The sequence below is a fragment of the Kosakonia sp. YIM B13571 genome (assembly GCF_042788095.1).
Taxonomy (GTDB): Bacteria; Pseudomonadota; Gammaproteobacteria; order Enterobacterales; family Enterobacteriaceae; genus Kosakonia; species Kosakonia quasisacchari.
In genome coordinates this window covers 15029-28884 of record NZ_JBHZPL010000007.1, presented here as the reverse complement: position 1 = coordinate 28884, position 13856 = coordinate 15029, and the positions used below count along the sequence as shown (strand labels likewise).

15 protein-coding genes are annotated in these 13856 nt (G+C 53.5%); 3 read left to right on the top strand and 12 right to left on the bottom strand.

Translation table 11 applies throughout. The annotated features are described in order from the left end of the window. Window positions 1-10: 10 nt before the first annotated feature. Entirely contained in the window at window positions 11-646 is a 636-nt protein-coding gene (yfhb, locus tag ACFX4O_RS16505) for a phosphatidylglycerophosphatase C (protein ID WP_380209876.1), read from the bottom strand. A gap of 193 nt (window positions 647-839) precedes the next feature. Between yfhb and ACFX4O_RS16500 the strand changes: the two genes are divergently transcribed. Both ACFX4O_RS16500 and ACFX4O_RS16495 read left to right on the top strand, forming a co-directional pair. After that, on the top strand, window positions 840-2084 hold the full coding sequence (locus ACFX4O_RS16500; RefSeq protein WP_380209874.1) for an MFS transporter: 1245 nt from the start codon (window positions 840-842) through the stop codon (window positions 2082-2084). 130 nt (window positions 2085-2214) lie between these two features. Next, window positions 2215-3063 (top strand): MurR/RpiR family transcriptional regulator, encoded by an 849-nt coding sequence (locus ACFX4O_RS16495; RefSeq protein WP_131406435.1) that lies wholly within the window; start codon window positions 2215-2217, stop codon window positions 3061-3063. Between the two features lie 35 nt (window positions 3064-3098). Here ACFX4O_RS16495 and ACFX4O_RS16490 read toward each other — a convergent pair whose 3' ends face one another. After that, window positions 3099-4397 (bottom strand): SGNH/GDSL hydrolase family protein, encoded by a 1299-nt coding sequence (locus ACFX4O_RS16490; RefSeq protein ID WP_380209872.1) that lies wholly within the window; start codon window positions 4395-4397, stop codon window positions 3099-3101. Window positions 4398-4745: 348 nt separating this feature from the next. Here ACFX4O_RS16490 and ACFX4O_RS16485 point away from each other — a divergent pair, with 348 nt between their 5' ends. Then, window positions 4746-5006 carry a YfhL family 4Fe-4S dicluster ferredoxin gene (locus tag ACFX4O_RS16485; RefSeq protein ID WP_380209870.1) on the top strand — a complete coding sequence of 87 codons (261 nt, stop codon included), beginning with the start codon at window positions 4746-4748 and terminating at the stop codon, window positions 5004-5006. Here the strand turns inward: ACFX4O_RS16485 and acpS are convergent. From acpS to rseA, 10 genes are all read right to left on the bottom strand, one after another. Next, window positions 5003-5383 (bottom strand): holo-ACP synthase, encoded by a 381-nt coding sequence (gene acpS, locus ACFX4O_RS16480; protein WP_017459034.1) that lies wholly within the window; start codon window positions 5381-5383, stop codon window positions 5003-5005. The two genes, ACFX4O_RS16485 and acpS, sit on opposite strands and share 4 nt — an antisense overlap. After that, complete coding sequence (pdxJ, locus tag ACFX4O_RS16475; protein ID WP_131406432.1) at window positions 5383-6114, bottom strand: pyridoxine 5'-phosphate synthase; 732 nt, start codon at window positions 6112-6114, stop codon at window positions 5383-5385. The genes acpS and pdxJ overlap by 1 nt, the downstream gene beginning before the upstream one ends. 66 nt (window positions 6115-6180) lie before the next feature. Further along, window positions 6181-6888 (bottom strand): DNA repair protein RecO, encoded by a 708-nt coding sequence (recO, locus tag ACFX4O_RS16470; RefSeq protein WP_131406431.1) that lies wholly within the window; start codon window positions 6886-6888, stop codon window positions 6181-6183. 127 nt (window positions 6889-7015) lie between these two features. Further along, window positions 7016-7927: a GTPase Era gene (era, locus tag ACFX4O_RS16465; RefSeq protein ID WP_131406430.1), complete on the bottom strand. Its 912-nt coding sequence runs from the start codon at window positions 7925-7927 to the stop codon at window positions 7016-7018. Continuing rightward, window positions 7924-8604 (bottom strand): ribonuclease III, encoded by a 681-nt coding sequence (gene rnc, locus ACFX4O_RS16460; RefSeq protein ID WP_131406429.1) that lies wholly within the window; start codon window positions 8602-8604, stop codon window positions 7924-7926. Before rnc ends, era begins: the two co-directional genes overlap by 4 nt. Window positions 8605-8814: 210 nt before the next feature. Further along, window positions 8815-9789, bottom strand: a complete 975-nt coding sequence (lepB, locus tag ACFX4O_RS16455) for a signal peptidase I (protein WP_380209866.1) — start codon at window positions 9787-9789, stop codon at window positions 8815-8817. A gap of 15 nt (window positions 9790-9804) precedes the next feature. Next, window positions 9805-11604 (bottom strand): translation elongation factor 4, encoded by a 1800-nt coding sequence (gene lepA / locus ACFX4O_RS16450; protein WP_131406427.1) that lies wholly within the window; start codon window positions 11602-11604, stop codon window positions 9805-9807. Window positions 11605-11760: 156 nt separating this feature from the next. Continuing rightward, entirely contained in the window at window positions 11761-12240 is a 480-nt protein-coding gene (gene rseC, locus ACFX4O_RS16445) for a SoxR-reducing system protein RseC (RefSeq protein WP_380209864.1), read from the bottom strand. Beyond that, a complete protein-coding gene (rseB, locus tag ACFX4O_RS16440) occupies window positions 12237-13190 on the bottom strand; it encodes a sigma-E factor regulatory protein RseB (protein WP_380209862.1) in 954 nt (317 codons plus the stop codon). Before rseB ends, rseC begins: the two co-directional genes overlap by 4 nt. Next, window positions 13190-13840 (bottom strand): anti-sigma-E factor RseA, encoded by a 651-nt coding sequence (gene rseA, locus ACFX4O_RS16435; RefSeq protein WP_131406424.1) that lies wholly within the window; start codon window positions 13838-13840, stop codon window positions 13190-13192. The genes rseB and rseA overlap by 1 nt, the downstream gene beginning before the upstream one ends. Window positions 13841-13856 lie beyond the last annotated feature (16 nt).

Here is a 13856-nt window from a genome sequence, read left to right as displayed (position 1 = left end):
CGGTTCGACACTACTCCAGCTGTTGCAAGTCGCCACGCGGCGTCACGCGCCAGCGGTGCTGGCAAAAATAGAGCAGCGGGTTATCTTGCTTGCTGTCGCTGTAACCGCTGTACAAGCGCAACGGAGTACCGATTTTACGTTCAAGCTGAGCGACTTTTTCATGACCGAGGCAGCGCATAGTCAACACCCAGCCACCGTAGCGGCGGCTGATTTGGCTGGCTATCAGGTTAACGCGCGGTAGCCACGGGGTATCACAATAGACCTGCTCCACCAGCGGCTGCGGCGAACCGGTAATCAGCCAGATATCTGCATCGGACGCCGCCAGATAGTTGGTTAACCGCGTTTGCACGACCGGAAAGGCGATAACATGCTCACGAAACCAGCTGACAAATTTCTGCTGTAACGCATTCAGGTGACGCTCACTATGGCCAAACGTGCAGCCCCACAGCAGCAAACTCATCGGCCAGCGCGCAGCACGCCCCTTGAGTAGTAATCCGCCCGCAATCACTGGCAACAAAGGCAGCACCAGCAACGCATTTAACGGCTGATGGCGCAAAATGTAACGTAGAAACGTGCCAAACATATCCTGCTGATGCAGGGTTCCATCAAGATCAAAAAAGACAACGCGGCGCTCGCTGTTAGACAAATGGGAGTCCTCTGTTGGTTAACCTTCGATCGCCGGGGCTCTCCGTGTGGCGATCGCTCTTCCAATAGCCTAACAGATAGCCCCTCACTTTTCCGGTAACAATCGGTCACCGATACCTGCAATAATAAGCGGCTATGCTGGTCAGAAAGGGATGCCCTACACTGGCCCGAACCTTTAATTAACCGCGATCCTAATGACGACACAACATACGCGCGCCTTTCATTTTGCCCCGTTTCGCCATCTGTTTTTTGCCCGTCTGCTGACGGTGCTCGGTAACGGCATCGCCCCCATTGCGTTGGCTTTTGCGGTGCTGGACATTGGCGGCACCGCCACCGAGCTCGGCATTGTGGTGGCTGCACGTTCACTGTTTAACGTGGCATTTTTGCTGGTCGGCGGTGTACTGGCCGATCGCTATTCACGCAGCCGGGTGCTGGTACTATCATCGCTGATCGCCGCCTGTTCTCAAGGTGCTGTCGCCTGGCTGGTACTGGACGGTTCAGCGACGGTAATGCTACTGGCGATACTCGGAACCATTAACGGCGCAGCAGCGGGGATCGCGCTACCCGCTTCGTCCGCGCTGGTGCCGCAAACGGTGCCAGCGCATAACCTGCGCGAAGCCAACGCGTTTATCCAGCTCGGTATTTATAGCGGAACGGTCGTCGGCGCGTCGCTCGGTGGCATTCTCACCAGCGCCGTCGGGCCTGGCTGGGGCCTGGCGATTGATGCGCTGGGCTTTGCCGCCTCGGCTCCGCTTTATCTGGCCATTCGCATGGGTGCCATTCAGGAGACAGCGGCGCAAAGCAATATCCTGCAAGATCTGTGCGATGGCTGGAAAGAGTTCATCAGCCGCACCTGGGTGTGGGCCATTGTCGTGCAATTCACCATTATTAATGCCGCGTTCAGCGGTATGGTGATGGTGCTCGGTCCGATCATTGCCGATGCCTCGTTTGGCCGTACGCGTTGGGGAATGATTGTCGCCGCGCAGAGCGTTGGCTTGATTGTCGGTTCCTTCCTCGCGCTGCGCTGGCGTCCGCGACGCGACCTGTTTATTGGCGTAATGCTGGTTGCCGTATGTGCAGTGCCGATCTATCTCCTCAGCCAGCATGTTTCTACTGTGTGGTTGCTGGGCGCGTTTTTTCTTGCGGGCGTCAGTTTCGGCCTGTTCGGCGTAGCGTGGGCGCAGTCATTACAAACACACATTCCGCCAGAGCGGCTGGCTCGCGTTTATGCCTATGATGCAATGGGGTCATTTATCGCCATTCCGGTCGGCGAGCTGGCCGCCGGACCGCTGGCTATGCACTTTGGCAGCAGCAACGTGCTGATCGCCTCGGCAATCGCGGTGGTCATTGCTTGCGCAGGTGCCAGTGTTATTCCGGCGATTCGCCTGCTGGATAATTCGTCCAAGGTTAAACAACGCGGTCTTAGCGGATCCTCTTGATCGCTGTCAAAACCCATTCAGGGATATTTTGTACTAAAAGAATTTTTAATTCATAATCTCAATCTATTACTGGAATATTAAATTCATTCATCGGCAAAATATCGCGGATGGGTTTGCTCCCGGAGATCCTATGAATTGTCTAATTCGCATTCGCCAGCGCTACCCAAGCCTTGCTCAGAGCGATAAAAAACTGGCGGAATTTCTGCTGGAAAACCCCGATCGTGCGCGCCATTTGAGTTCGCAACAACTGGCCGCTGAAGCAGGTGTTAGCCAGTCCAGCGTCGTGAAATTTGCCCAGAAGATGGACTTCAAAGGCTTTCCTGCAATGAAACTGGCGATCAGCGAAGCGCTGGCCAGCAATAGCAACCCGTGGTCTGTGCCGGTGCATAACCAGATCCGTGGCGATGATCCGCTGCGGGTGGTGGGCGAAAAGCTGATTAAAGAGTACCAGAGCGCCATGCATGCCTCGCTGGATGTTAACAGCGAAGAGAAACTGCTGGAGAGCGTGCGACTGTTACGCGAAGCACGGCGTATTATCCTGACGGGTATCGGCGCTTCCGGGCTGGTCGCGCGAAATTTTGGCTGGAAGCTGATGAAAATCGGCGTTAACGCCGTGGTTGAGCAGGATATGCACGCGCTGCTGGCAACCGTGCAGGCGATGGAGCCGGGCGATTTGTTGCTGCCGGTCTCTTACAGTGGCGAACGCCGTGAAATCAACATGGCGGCCGATGAGACACTGCGCGTTGGTGGCAAGATCCTCGCTATAACCGGCTTCACGCCGAACGCACTACAGCAGCGCGCCACACACTGCCTGTACACCATCGCGGAAGAGCAGGCGACACGCAGCGCGGCGATTTCGTCCACCAGCGCGCAAATGATGCTCACGGATTTGCTGTTTATGGCGCTGGTGCAACAGGATCTTGAGCATGCGCCGGAGCGCATTCGCCATAGCGAAGAACTGGTGAAAAAACTGGTGTAGCCTCCCCGTCCTGGCGGACGAGGAGTCTTACCGCGTTACTTACCGCCGTTGGTCAGATGTTGCCCTATCTCCTCTCGTATCATTTCCGCGAGCAGAGCATGAGTTTTGGTGGTCGGGTGCATATTGTCCCAGAAAACAAACGCCCCATTCGCCGCTTTACATGCCTGCTTCACCGCAACACCTGTGGCATAAGAGGTGCCCGAAGCGGAGATATCCAGGCAAGTTTCGGTGGTATTAACAAAGCCATGTTTACCGCTTTCATGGAGCAAATCATTAAATGCAACATCCAGTTGGACGGTGAAAAAATTCGCCTTCGGATACGCGGAGCGTAATTCGCCGAGCAAGCGGTTTAACTGCTGGTTAAAATTCTCTGACTTGTTTTTTAGCGCCTCTTTTTCCGCCGATGTCCACGCAGCGACATTCGGAATGACAGAAAAATCAGGGAGCCTGAAAATCGCAATATGCTGCGCTCCCAGTGCCGCCAGACGCGCCAGCTGTACGCGATACGTAGCGATGATATCGTCCGGCGTTTTTCCGCCAGTAATAAAATCATTACCCCCGAACAGCACGGTAAACAGGGTCTGCGCGATGTCATAGTTCTCTGTTTTACCCAGATAAGCGCTGAAAGAATCCAGTTGCTTGTCAAAACCGTTAAATAAAGGTTTCTCGCCGCTTTCCGCGTTGGCTGTCGCCCAAACGTAGCCCGGTAAATTAAGCGAACCGGCCAAATATTCGTGCCAGACCTTGCCATTAGAAAAATGACCAAGAAACCACGATGCGTGATTTGGAACCGTGCCATATGAGCCGTTATAAACATTAATCGTATCGCTAAGGCTGTCACCAAATATGACCATACGATCAATTTTATTATTACCGAACGTTATCGCCGGTTGTGCCTGCCCCTGATGCCAAATCATATAATACCAGGAAAGTGTGTAATCGGATGCATAAGGGATAATGGTCTCGGCATTAATATTGCTGGCTTTCAACGTACTCCGACACATATTTACCAGGCTTACGTAAGATGATTTGGTATAAAACATATTTGCCAGCGGCGTGGCGCTATACCAATACCCACGCAGCTTAAGATAATTGCTCCCGTCGCGCGCCCAGGCCCACGATGAGGCAGGGTTGCTTTGTTCCTGATTATCGATCTTATAGACACATTTGATATAGGTTGAAGTTTCTTCGTTTGTCCGTAAAGCGCGCTGGTTTGGGGAGGATTCATACGCAGGCGGTACAGGCGAGGTATAGATATACTCATTCGCAGCACTCGCCAGTCCGCTCGTTATACTGGCAATAAATGCAATATATAATGACACTCTTTTCATCATAGTCCCTTATTAATTATCCTTGGTCAGTCGCGCTAAGATATATACAATATTTATATATCAGAGACGGGTAATCATTCTTAATGAATAAAAACACACCGTATTCTATTTTGTCCGGGTGGTATTTATATTTTCAGCGGAGAAATATTATTCGGTCAATGGCGTTTTTCTTATGTTTGATTAAGAAGATTCGCCAAAATGTCACAGGACGGAGTAGAAACGTTGTCCCGCACCAATTTTGTGCGTAAAAGCATCATCGTGATTGGGGCTATCTGGTTTCTGTGGTAAAGTGCGCCGGTTAACATCCAGTAGTTTCCAGATAGCATCCAGATTTGACGGTAATTCTTTGAAATGGCTTTACTAATTACAAAACGCTGCATCAATTGCGACATGTGCGAACCGGAATGTCCGAACGAAGCCATTTCGATGGGCGACAGCATTTATGAGATCAACAGCGATCGGTGTACCGAATGCATCGGCCACTACGAAACCCCTACATGCCAGAAAGTATGTCCGATACCCAATACGATCCTCAAAGATCCGGCGCATGTGGAAACAGAAGAACAACTGTGGGACAAGTTTGTCCTGATGCACCACGCAGATAAAATTTAGCTCTCGATAATCACTGTCGCGCAGGCGTAATGGCGTTCATCCGCCAGCGTCACGTGCATTGCACGCACGCCCATCTGTTCCGCCATCCGCAATGCTTCGTCCCAAAGACGCAGGCTCGGCTTGCCTAGCGCGTCGTTAAACACTTCAAACTGATTAAACGCCAGCCCATTACGGATACCCGTGCCTAAGGCTTTTGCCGCTGCCTCTTTGACCGCAAAGCGTTTCGCCAGGAAGCGAACCGGCTGCTGATGCGCCTGATACAGCGCCCACTCGTTGTCGCTCAGCACCCGTTTAGCCAGGCGATCGCCACTACGGGCGACCACCGCTTCGATGCGGGCTATCTCGACGATATCCGTACCTAATCCCAGAATCGCCATTACGCGCGCGCTTCCAGCATCAGGCGTTTCATCTCTGCTACCGCCTCTTTCAGGCCGCTCATCACCGCACGACCAATAATGGCGTGGCCGATGTTCAGCTCGTGCATTTCAGGCAGCGCGGCAATGGCTTTGACGTTGTGATAAGTCAGTCCGTGCCCGGCGTTGACTTTCAGGCCGAGGCTTGCCGCGTAGGTCGCCGCTTTTGCAATGCGCTCCAGCTCTTTTGCCTGATCGGCATCGTTTTTCGCATCCGCGTAGCAACCGGTATGAATTTCAATGTACGGTGCGCCAACATCCGCCGCCGCTTTAATCTGCTCGGCATCGGCATCGATAAACAGCGACACCAGGATGCCCGCCTGCGCCAGACGCTGGCAGGCATCGCGCATTTTTTCGCGCTGACCAGCCACATCCAGCCCACCTTCGGTGGTGACTTCCTGGCGTTTTTCCGGCACCAGGCAGCAAAAATGCGGTTTGGTTTCGCAGGCAATCGCCAGCATCTCTTCGGTCACCGCCATTTCAAGATTCATTCGCGTGTGCAAAGTCTGGCGCAAAATGCGTACATCGCGATCAGTGATATGACGACGATCTTCACGCAAATGGACAGTGATGCCATCAGCACCTGCTTGCTCGGCGATAAAAGCGGCCTGCACCGGATCCGGATAGGCCGTTCCGCGCGCGTTACGCAGTGTGGCGATGTGATCGATGTTGACGCCCAACAGTAATTCAGCCATGACAATCCTCAATGTTCTCAAAGGTACTGGCGCGCTCTTCGCCGCGTCAGCCCGGTTGTTATTTTGCTATCTTTTTGGCACGAACTGCCGGAACAGCTCCCGGCTTTTCAGCGGCTTGCCTCCAAGATACGGCTTTAACGCGATACGGGTAAAGCGCTTTGCGGCGCGCAGCGAGTCGGCATCCGGAAACTCCCGCTCCGCCAGCGCCCGTAAATGCCGCCCGGTAAAGGTGCTGTTATCGATCACGACGCTGGCAATAAAGCCCTTCTCTTCCCGATAACGATAAGTCATAACATCATCGACCGGCTCGCCGCTGCCCGCGCAATGGAGAAAATCAACGCCATACCCCAGATGTCCGAGCAGCGCCAGCTCAAAACGGCGCAGCACCGGTTCCGGCGTGCTGGTGACGCCCGCAAGGGCCTGGATACAGTGCAGATAATCAAAAAACAGTTCAGAAAAACGCGTCTCATGTTCAAGCACGCGGGAGATAAGTTCGTTAACGTAGAGGCCGCTGTAGAGCGTGATGCCGCTGAGCGGCAGTGCCAGTGATACCGCTTCCGCGCTGCGCAGCGTTTTGACTTCGCCACGCCCGCCAAAGCGCACCAGCAGAGGAGTGAAAGGTTGTAATGCGCCCTTCAGATTAGAACGTTTGGAACGTGCGCCTTTGGCAACAAGGCGCACACGACCAGACTCTTCCGTGAAGACGTCCAGCATCAGGCTGGTTTCACTCCACGGGCGACTATGCAGAACAAAAGCGCGCTGCCAGCCTTCCATATTATTCTCGTCGTCTTTCAAGCCGCAGGTGCGTTGGCTTCATCCGCTCGTCCAGGGCGCTCATAAGCGCCTTAACATTCACGGCTTTGCCGTCTGCCTGCAGCCCAAGAGCCATAGAGAGCGGCTCTTAGAGGTCGTCTACGTAACCGAGACTACGCAGGGCGCGTTCGTCATCGGCCCAGCCGGATTTCACTTTCACCCACAATTCCAGGTGAACTTTGGCTTCGAACATCTCTTCCATATCTTTGCGAGCTTCAATACCGATGGTTTTGATTTTGGAACCTTTGTTGCCAATCACCATCTTCTTCTGCCCTTCGCGCTCAACAAGGATCAACCCGTGGATGTCGTAACCACCGCGTTCGTTGGTAACAAACTGTTCGATCTCCACGGTGACCGAGTACGGCAGTTCCGCCCCGAGGAAACGCATCAGTTTCTCACGGATAATTTCCGAAGCCATAAAACGCTGTGAGCGGTCAGTCACATAGTCTTCCGGGAAGTGATGAACCGCTTCCGGCAGATGCTTGCGCACAATGCTGGCAATGGTGTCAACGTTGGTACCGGTTTCTGCAGAAAGCGGCACGATATCAAGGAAATTCATCTGGCTTGCCAGGAACTGCAGGTGCGGCAGCAGATCGGCTTTCTCCTGCACATTGTCCACTTTATTGACTGCGAGGATCACCGGTGCTTTCCCGTCGCGCAGCTTATTTAGCACCATCTCGTCGTCCGGCGTCCAGCGAGTGCCTTCCACGACGAAAATGATCAACTCAACGTCACCAATGGAGCTGCTGGCAGCTTTATTCATCAGACGGTTAATCGCCCGCTTCTCTTCCATATGCAGACCGGGGGTGTCGACGTAAACCGCCTGGTATGCCCCTTCGGTATGGATACCAACAATGCGGTGTCGCGTGGTTTGCGCTTTACGGGAAGTGATCGAAATCTTCTGCCCGAGCAGTTTATTCAGCAGAGTGGATTTGCCAACGTTGGGACGCCCAACGATAGCGATAAATCCGCAGTAGCTCTTTTCAGTTTCAGTGCTCATTCCAGCTCCAGTTTTTTCAACGCCTGTTCGGCGGCAGCCTGCTCCGCCTTACGACGACTGGAACCCGTGCCCACCACCGGTTCACTCAGGCCACTGACCTGGCAGTGGATAGTAAATTCTTGATCGTGCGCTTCACCGCGTACCTGCACCACCAGGTAAGACGGCAGCGGCAGATGACGGCCTTGCAAAAATTCCTGCAGGCGCGTTTTCGGATCTTTTTGTTTATCGCCAGGACTGATTTCATCAAGGCGTGTTTGATACCAGTTCAGAATTAATTGTTCGACGGTCTGAATATCGCTGTCAAGGAACACACCGCCAATTAACGCCTCAACGGTATCTGCCAGAATGGATTCACGGCGAAAACCGCCGCTTTTCAATTCGCCTGGCCCTAAGCGCAGACATTCACCCAGCTCGAATTCGCGGGCAATCTCCGCCAGCGTATTTCCACGCACCAATGTCGCGCGCATGCGGCTCATATCACCTTCGTCCACACGCGGGAAACGATGATAGAGCGCGTTAGCAATCACATAACTTAAGATAGAGTCGCCGAGAAATTCGAGACGCTCGTTATGTTTGCTACTGGCGCTGCGGTGGGTTAATGCCTGCTGCAACAGATCCTGATGTTGAAAAGTGTAGCCCAGCTTCCGTTGAAGCCGATTAATTACGATGGGGTTCATGCGATACCAATAAATAAATGCGTCAACAATGCAGCACACGAAACCGACCTGAGAAAACCAACGCGGTTTCGTGTGCTGTGGCGCCCGGGGGAACCAGCCTTAAACTTCGGGGGAACATTCTATACGCAACGACCGGGGTTGTCGTTAGTCTGGTGGGAATAATATTGGAAATAATTCAGGGCACAATCGAGATGATTGCGCCCTGGTTACTTAATGAATTCCGCCGATACGATTCAGGCGCACGCCTGTTGGCCATTCACCTTCTTGTTTTTCGAAACTCATCCAGATTGCCGTAGCGCGGCCAACCAGATTCGCTTCCGGCACAAAGCCCCAGTAGCGGCTGTCTGCGCTGTTATCGCGGTTGTCGCCCATCATAAAGTAATGACCCGGCGGCACAATCCAGGTAGCCAGCGGCTGGCTCTGCTGGCGATAGTAAATCCCCAGTTGATCCTGCGCGATAGGCACGGTCAGAATGCGGTGCGTCACCTCACCCAACGTCTCTTTACGTTCGGTTAACCGTACGCCATCCGGCAGGGACTGGCCTTTCGGTAACTGAAAGAAACCGCTGCTTGCTTCACCACCGGAGCGACGCCCGAAGGTCTGCACAAAATCGCTCTCTTCAACGTTGCTGTAAGTGATAGGCAAAGCGCTACCACAAGTCTGGCCGGAGCTGCAGTTCGGCTGCACGGTCACTTGTTTGGTCACCGGATCGTAGGTCACTTTATCGCCCGGTACGCCAACCACACGCTTGATGTAATCCAGACGCGGATCGTCCGGGTATTTAAATACCGCAATGTCACCACGTTTCGGATGCCCGGTTTCAATCAACGTTTTCTGGTAGATCGGATCTTTAATTCCGTAGGCGAATTTCTCCACCAGAATGAAATCACCGATAAGCAGCGTTGGCATCATGGAACCAGATGGGATCTGGAATGGTTCGTAAATAAACGAACGCACCACCAGCACAATGGCCAACACCGGGAATACGGAAGCACCGGTCTCCAGCCAGCCGGGCTTCGGACCGATCTTCTTCAGCGTTTTTACATCGAGCGCATCGCCTGTCGAAACCTGCGCAGCGGCCTGACGTTCCCGGCGTTTTGGTGCAAAAATAAACTTATCCAGGCACCATAAAAAACCCGTCACCAGGGTAGCGATCACCAGGATCAGGGCAAACATGTTCGCCATGCCAACTCCTTACGATTATTTGCTATCTTTGCCCACATGCAGAATGGCAAGGAACGCTTCCTGCGGCAGTTCGACGTTGCCGACCTGCTTCATGCGTTTCTTACCTTCTTTCTGTTTCTGCAGCAGCTTTTTCTTACGGCTCACGTCACCGCCGTAGCATTTTGCCAGCACGTTTTTACGCAACTGTTTCACTGTCGAACGGGCAATAATATGGTTTCCGATTGCCGCCTGAATCGCGATATCAAACTGCTGGCGCGGGATCAGTTCTTTCATTTTCTCGACCAGCTCGCGACCACGGTACGGTGCGTTATCGTTGTGCGTGATCAGCGCCAGCGCATCCACACGCTCACCGTTGATCAGCACGTCCACACGCACCATATTGGAGGCCTGGAAACGTTTGAAGTTGTAATCAAGCGACGCATAACCGCGTGATGTTGACTTCAGACGATCGAAGAAATCCAGCACGACTTCCGCCATTGGGATCTCGTATGTCAGCGCAACCTGGTTACCGTGGTAAACCATGTTGGTCTGCACACCACGTTTCTCCACGCACAGCGTGATAACGTTGCCAAGGTACTCCTGCGGCAGCAGCATGTGACACTCAGCGATAGGTTCGCGCAGCTCATCAATGTTGTTCAGCGGCGGCAACTTAGACGGGCTATCGACGTAAATCACTTCTTTATTGGTGGTCTGCACTTCGTACACTACGGTCGGTGCGGTAGTGATCAGATCCAGATCGTATTCGCGCTCAAGACGCTCCTGGATGATCTCCATGTGCAGCAGGCCAAGGAAACCACAGCGGAAACCAAAGCCAAGCGCGGTGGAGCTTTCCGGTTCGTAGAACAACGAGGCGTCGTTAAGGCTCAACTTGCCGAGCGCATCGCGGAAGTTTTCGTAGTCGTCAGAGCTGACCGGGAACAGACCGGCGTAAACCTGCGGTTTCACCTTCTTAAAGCCTGGCAGTGCCTTATCCGCCGGGTTGCGTGCGGAGGTCAGGGTATCGCCCACTGGCGCGCCGAGAATGTCTTTAATTGCACAAACCAGCCAGCCTACTTCACCGCACTTGAGTTCGGTACGATCAACCTGTTTTGGCGTGAAAATCCCGAGACGGTCAGCGTTATAAACCTGCCCGGTACTGATCACCTTAATTTTGTCGCCTTTGCGCATGGTGCCATTTTTGATACGCACCAGAGAAACCACGCCAAGGTAGTTATCGAACCAGGAGTCGATAATCAGTGCCTGCAACGGCGCATCTGGATCGCCTTCCGGCGGCGGAATATCGCGCACCAGACGTTCCAGCACATCGGGCACGCCAACGCCGGTTTTCGCCGAGCAGCGCACAGCATCGGTGGCGTCGATGCCAACAATGTCTTCAATTTCTTCTGCAACGCGCTCGGGATCGGCGGCTGGCAGGTCTATTTTGTTCAGTACCGGTACGACTTCCAGATCCATCTCAATGGCGGTATAGCAGTTTGCAAGCGTCTGCGCTTCCACGCCCTGGCCCGCATCTACCACCAGCAGTGCGCCTTCGCAGGCCGCGAGAGAACGGGAAACCTCGTAGGAGAAGTCAACGTGACCGGGGGTATCGATAAAGTTCAGCTGGTAGGTTTCGCCATTGTTGGCTTTGTAATCCAGCGTGACACTTTGCGCTTTAATGGTAATGCCGCGCTCACGTTCAAGATCCATGGAATCGAGAACCTGGGCTTCCATTTCGCGATCGGAAAGACCACCGCAAATCTGGATGATACGGTCAGACAGCGTCGACTTACCGTGGTCGATGTGAGCGATGATCGAAAAGTTACGAATATTCTTCATATAGTGAGTTTTTATGCCTTACGAGTAACTAAGAGGCCTGTACGCGCCTGACGTCAATGTACTGAAACGCCGCATTCTACACTACAACAACAATGCGGGGAAATGCTGATACCAGGCAGAAAAGTATCGCTATTATCGTAAGACTTAAAGAGGATATTACGGCTGGCTTTCAGCGGATGCGCTGTCGACGCGGATAAGATCCGGAGGCAAACCGACGCTAAGAATAACCGGCTGCCATTCGCTGCGCGTGGCAAGCTTTGGCGACAATCCTCGGGCGAGTAAAAAACCGCCGACGCCACCAAGCACTGCGCCACAAAACGCCGCAAGATCCTGCCCAAAGAGCGCCTGGAAAATAGCCCCCATGACAAACAGGCCTACCAGCGGCGACATATAGACCAATACCGCTGAGCCCAGCAGGCTGCTCTCGGCGATGCCTAATTCAACCTTCTGCCCGGCAACTAACGGCTCTGCGCTGGGCACGGCAATGGTATGCGTGGTTTGGGGGCCGAGTTTGTTCAGCACACGGCTGCCGCACCCGGCACGTGAGGCGCAGCTGCTACAGGAAGCTTTGACGTCACATTCGACCAGCGCGCTACCATTTTGCCAGGAAACGACGGTCGCCCACTCTTTTATCATTGTGCGGCCTTAAATTTGAGACTGTCCGCAATACGTTTTGCGGTTTGCGGAGGCAATTCACCGACGACAGTAATTTCGGCGTTATCGCGAACCGTAGTGCTAACGGTACGGCGACCGGTGCGCAGCATCTGATCGGCACTGTTCTGGTTAGCACGGTTAACGTTAACGGAGAAGCTGAACAAACCGTCAGAATAGAGACGAGATTCAACGGGCATATCCATGGTCGGCAGTTGGCGACGGCTACTGGAAACTTCGCTAAACCCCTGCGGCAACCAGGCGGGTTCCCAGTTAAACACGACTTTATCGCCAGCCGGTAATGAAAGTAGCGGCGGCAGACTGGCTTTGGCCAGTGTTTGCATACTATTGGTCACCTGGCCGTTGACGGTAACAGCAATGACGCGGAATTGTTCAAGGGTTTCGCCATCGCGATCAAGCAAATCCACGCGCATCGGCAGCCGGGTTTCTTCATCCATCCACACGATATAGCTATAACGGGTACCATCGCGTGCCACGACACGGATTACTTCGCACAGCCGGTCGGCAATGCGCGTACGTCCCACGGAGATAAAATCGTAATAGGAGGAAAGGCGTTTGAAGTCGGTATACACCAGAGACGGCAGTGAATCGACGATGAAGTTGCCGTTAAGCGTGAAAGGTTCAAGACCCGGTTCGAAATAGCTGATCTCGTTGCCACGCTGCACTACTTCGCGACGGGGGCCGTCCATTTGCAACAACTGCGCAAGCGGCTGATCGTTGAGACGCACATGGCGGTAACGTAACGATTCAACACCCTGCTTATTGATGCTGACAAAAGAGAGTTCATAGTTGAGCGACTGGCTCGCCACGTTCATTTGCTGCAGCAACGCCCCGGACGAAACATCAGCCGAGGCGTTGACAGAGAAGAACAAGCCAGTAGCCACAAAAGACATGGCACACCAAAGTTGCTTCATTACTGCGATTGCGTTCCTAAAGTTTGATTTCCTGGCACCTGTACAGCGGCTTGCTGTGTTTGCGCCTGCTCAAACTGAAGCTGTTCGGAGTGCAGACGGCGTTGCAGTTCGTAATCCTGCAGCATCGCATTAATGCGACGACGTTGTTCCTGCACCTGCTGTTGCTGACCGGCATTTGCCGTCGCATCAGACGGAACACCCAAACTCACCGGACTGGCTTTGCCCATCATCGGCAGCGTATTAAACACTGGCGCTTCGGGCTGTTGGGTTGATTCAGCCGAGCCATTATAGTGCTGGACGCCAACAATTACAGCAAGCGATACGCATGCCGCAACGCCCATCTGGGTAAGCTGACTGGCCCATGGACGAACTTTGTGCCAGAACGGCATTTTCTGCCATTGATGCGGAACGGGCTGAGCTTCAGGAATCAACGGCGCTGGCGCCTGAACAGTGTCATTCTCAATCGCGGCCATTACTCGGGCTGAGATATCGAAATGAAGGAGATCGGCGGTATCACCACGCATGGAATCACGGATGAGATGGTAGCTCTCCCAGGTTTTCTGCATTTCCGGATCCTGAGACAACTCAACGAGCAGCTCACTATCCAGCGTTTCACCATCCATTAAAGCGGAAAGTTGTTCTTTCTGCATGCCTAATACCTTTTTC

Coding starts and splice junctions, on each gene's coding strand:
- ACFX4O_RS16500 (WP_380209874.1), top strand. CDS start 840: ATGACGACACAACATACGCGCGCCTTTCATTTTGCCCCGTTTCGCCAT.
- ACFX4O_RS16495 (WP_131406435.1), top strand. CDS start 2,215: ATGAATTGTCTAATTCGCATTCGCCAGCGCTACCCAAGCCTTGCTCAG.
- ACFX4O_RS16490 (WP_380209872.1), bottom strand. CDS start 4,397: ATGATGAAAAGAGTGTCATTATATATTGCATTTATTGCCAGTATAACG.
- ACFX4O_RS16485 (WP_380209870.1), top strand. CDS start 4,746: ATGGCTTTACTAATTACAAAACGCTGCATCAATTGCGACATGTGCGAA.
- acpS (WP_017459034.1), bottom strand. CDS start 5,383: ATGGCGATTCTGGGATTAGGTACGGATATCGTCGAGATAGCCCGCATC.
- pdxJ (WP_131406432.1), bottom strand. CDS start 6,114: ATGGCTGAATTACTGTTGGGCGTCAACATCGATCACATCGCCACACTG.
- recO (WP_131406431.1), bottom strand. CDS start 6,888: ATGGAAGGCTGGCAGCGCGCTTTTGTTCTGCATAGTCGCCCGTGGAGT.
- era (WP_131406430.1), bottom strand. CDS start 7,927: ATGAGCACTGAAACTGAAAAGAGCTACTGCGGATTTATCGCTATCGTT.
- rnc (WP_131406429.1), bottom strand. CDS start 8,604: ATGAACCCCATCGTAATTAATCGGCTTCAACGGAAGCTGGGCTACACT.
- lepB (WP_380209866.1), bottom strand. CDS start 9,789: ATGGCGAACATGTTTGCCCTGATCCTGGTGATCGCTACCCTGGTGACG.
- lepA (WP_131406427.1), bottom strand. CDS start 11,604: ATGAAGAATATTCGTAACTTTTCGATCATCGCTCACATCGACCACGGT.
- rseC (WP_380209864.1), bottom strand. CDS start 12,240: ATGATAAAAGAGTGGGCGACCGTCGTTTCCTGGCAAAATGGTAGCGCG.
- rseB (WP_380209862.1), bottom strand. CDS start 13,190: ATGAAGCAACTTTGGTGTGCCATGTCTTTTGTGGCTACTGGCTTGTTC.
- rseA (WP_131406424.1), bottom strand. CDS start 13,840: ATGCAGAAAGAACAACTTTCCGCTTTAATGGATGGTGAAACGCTGGAT.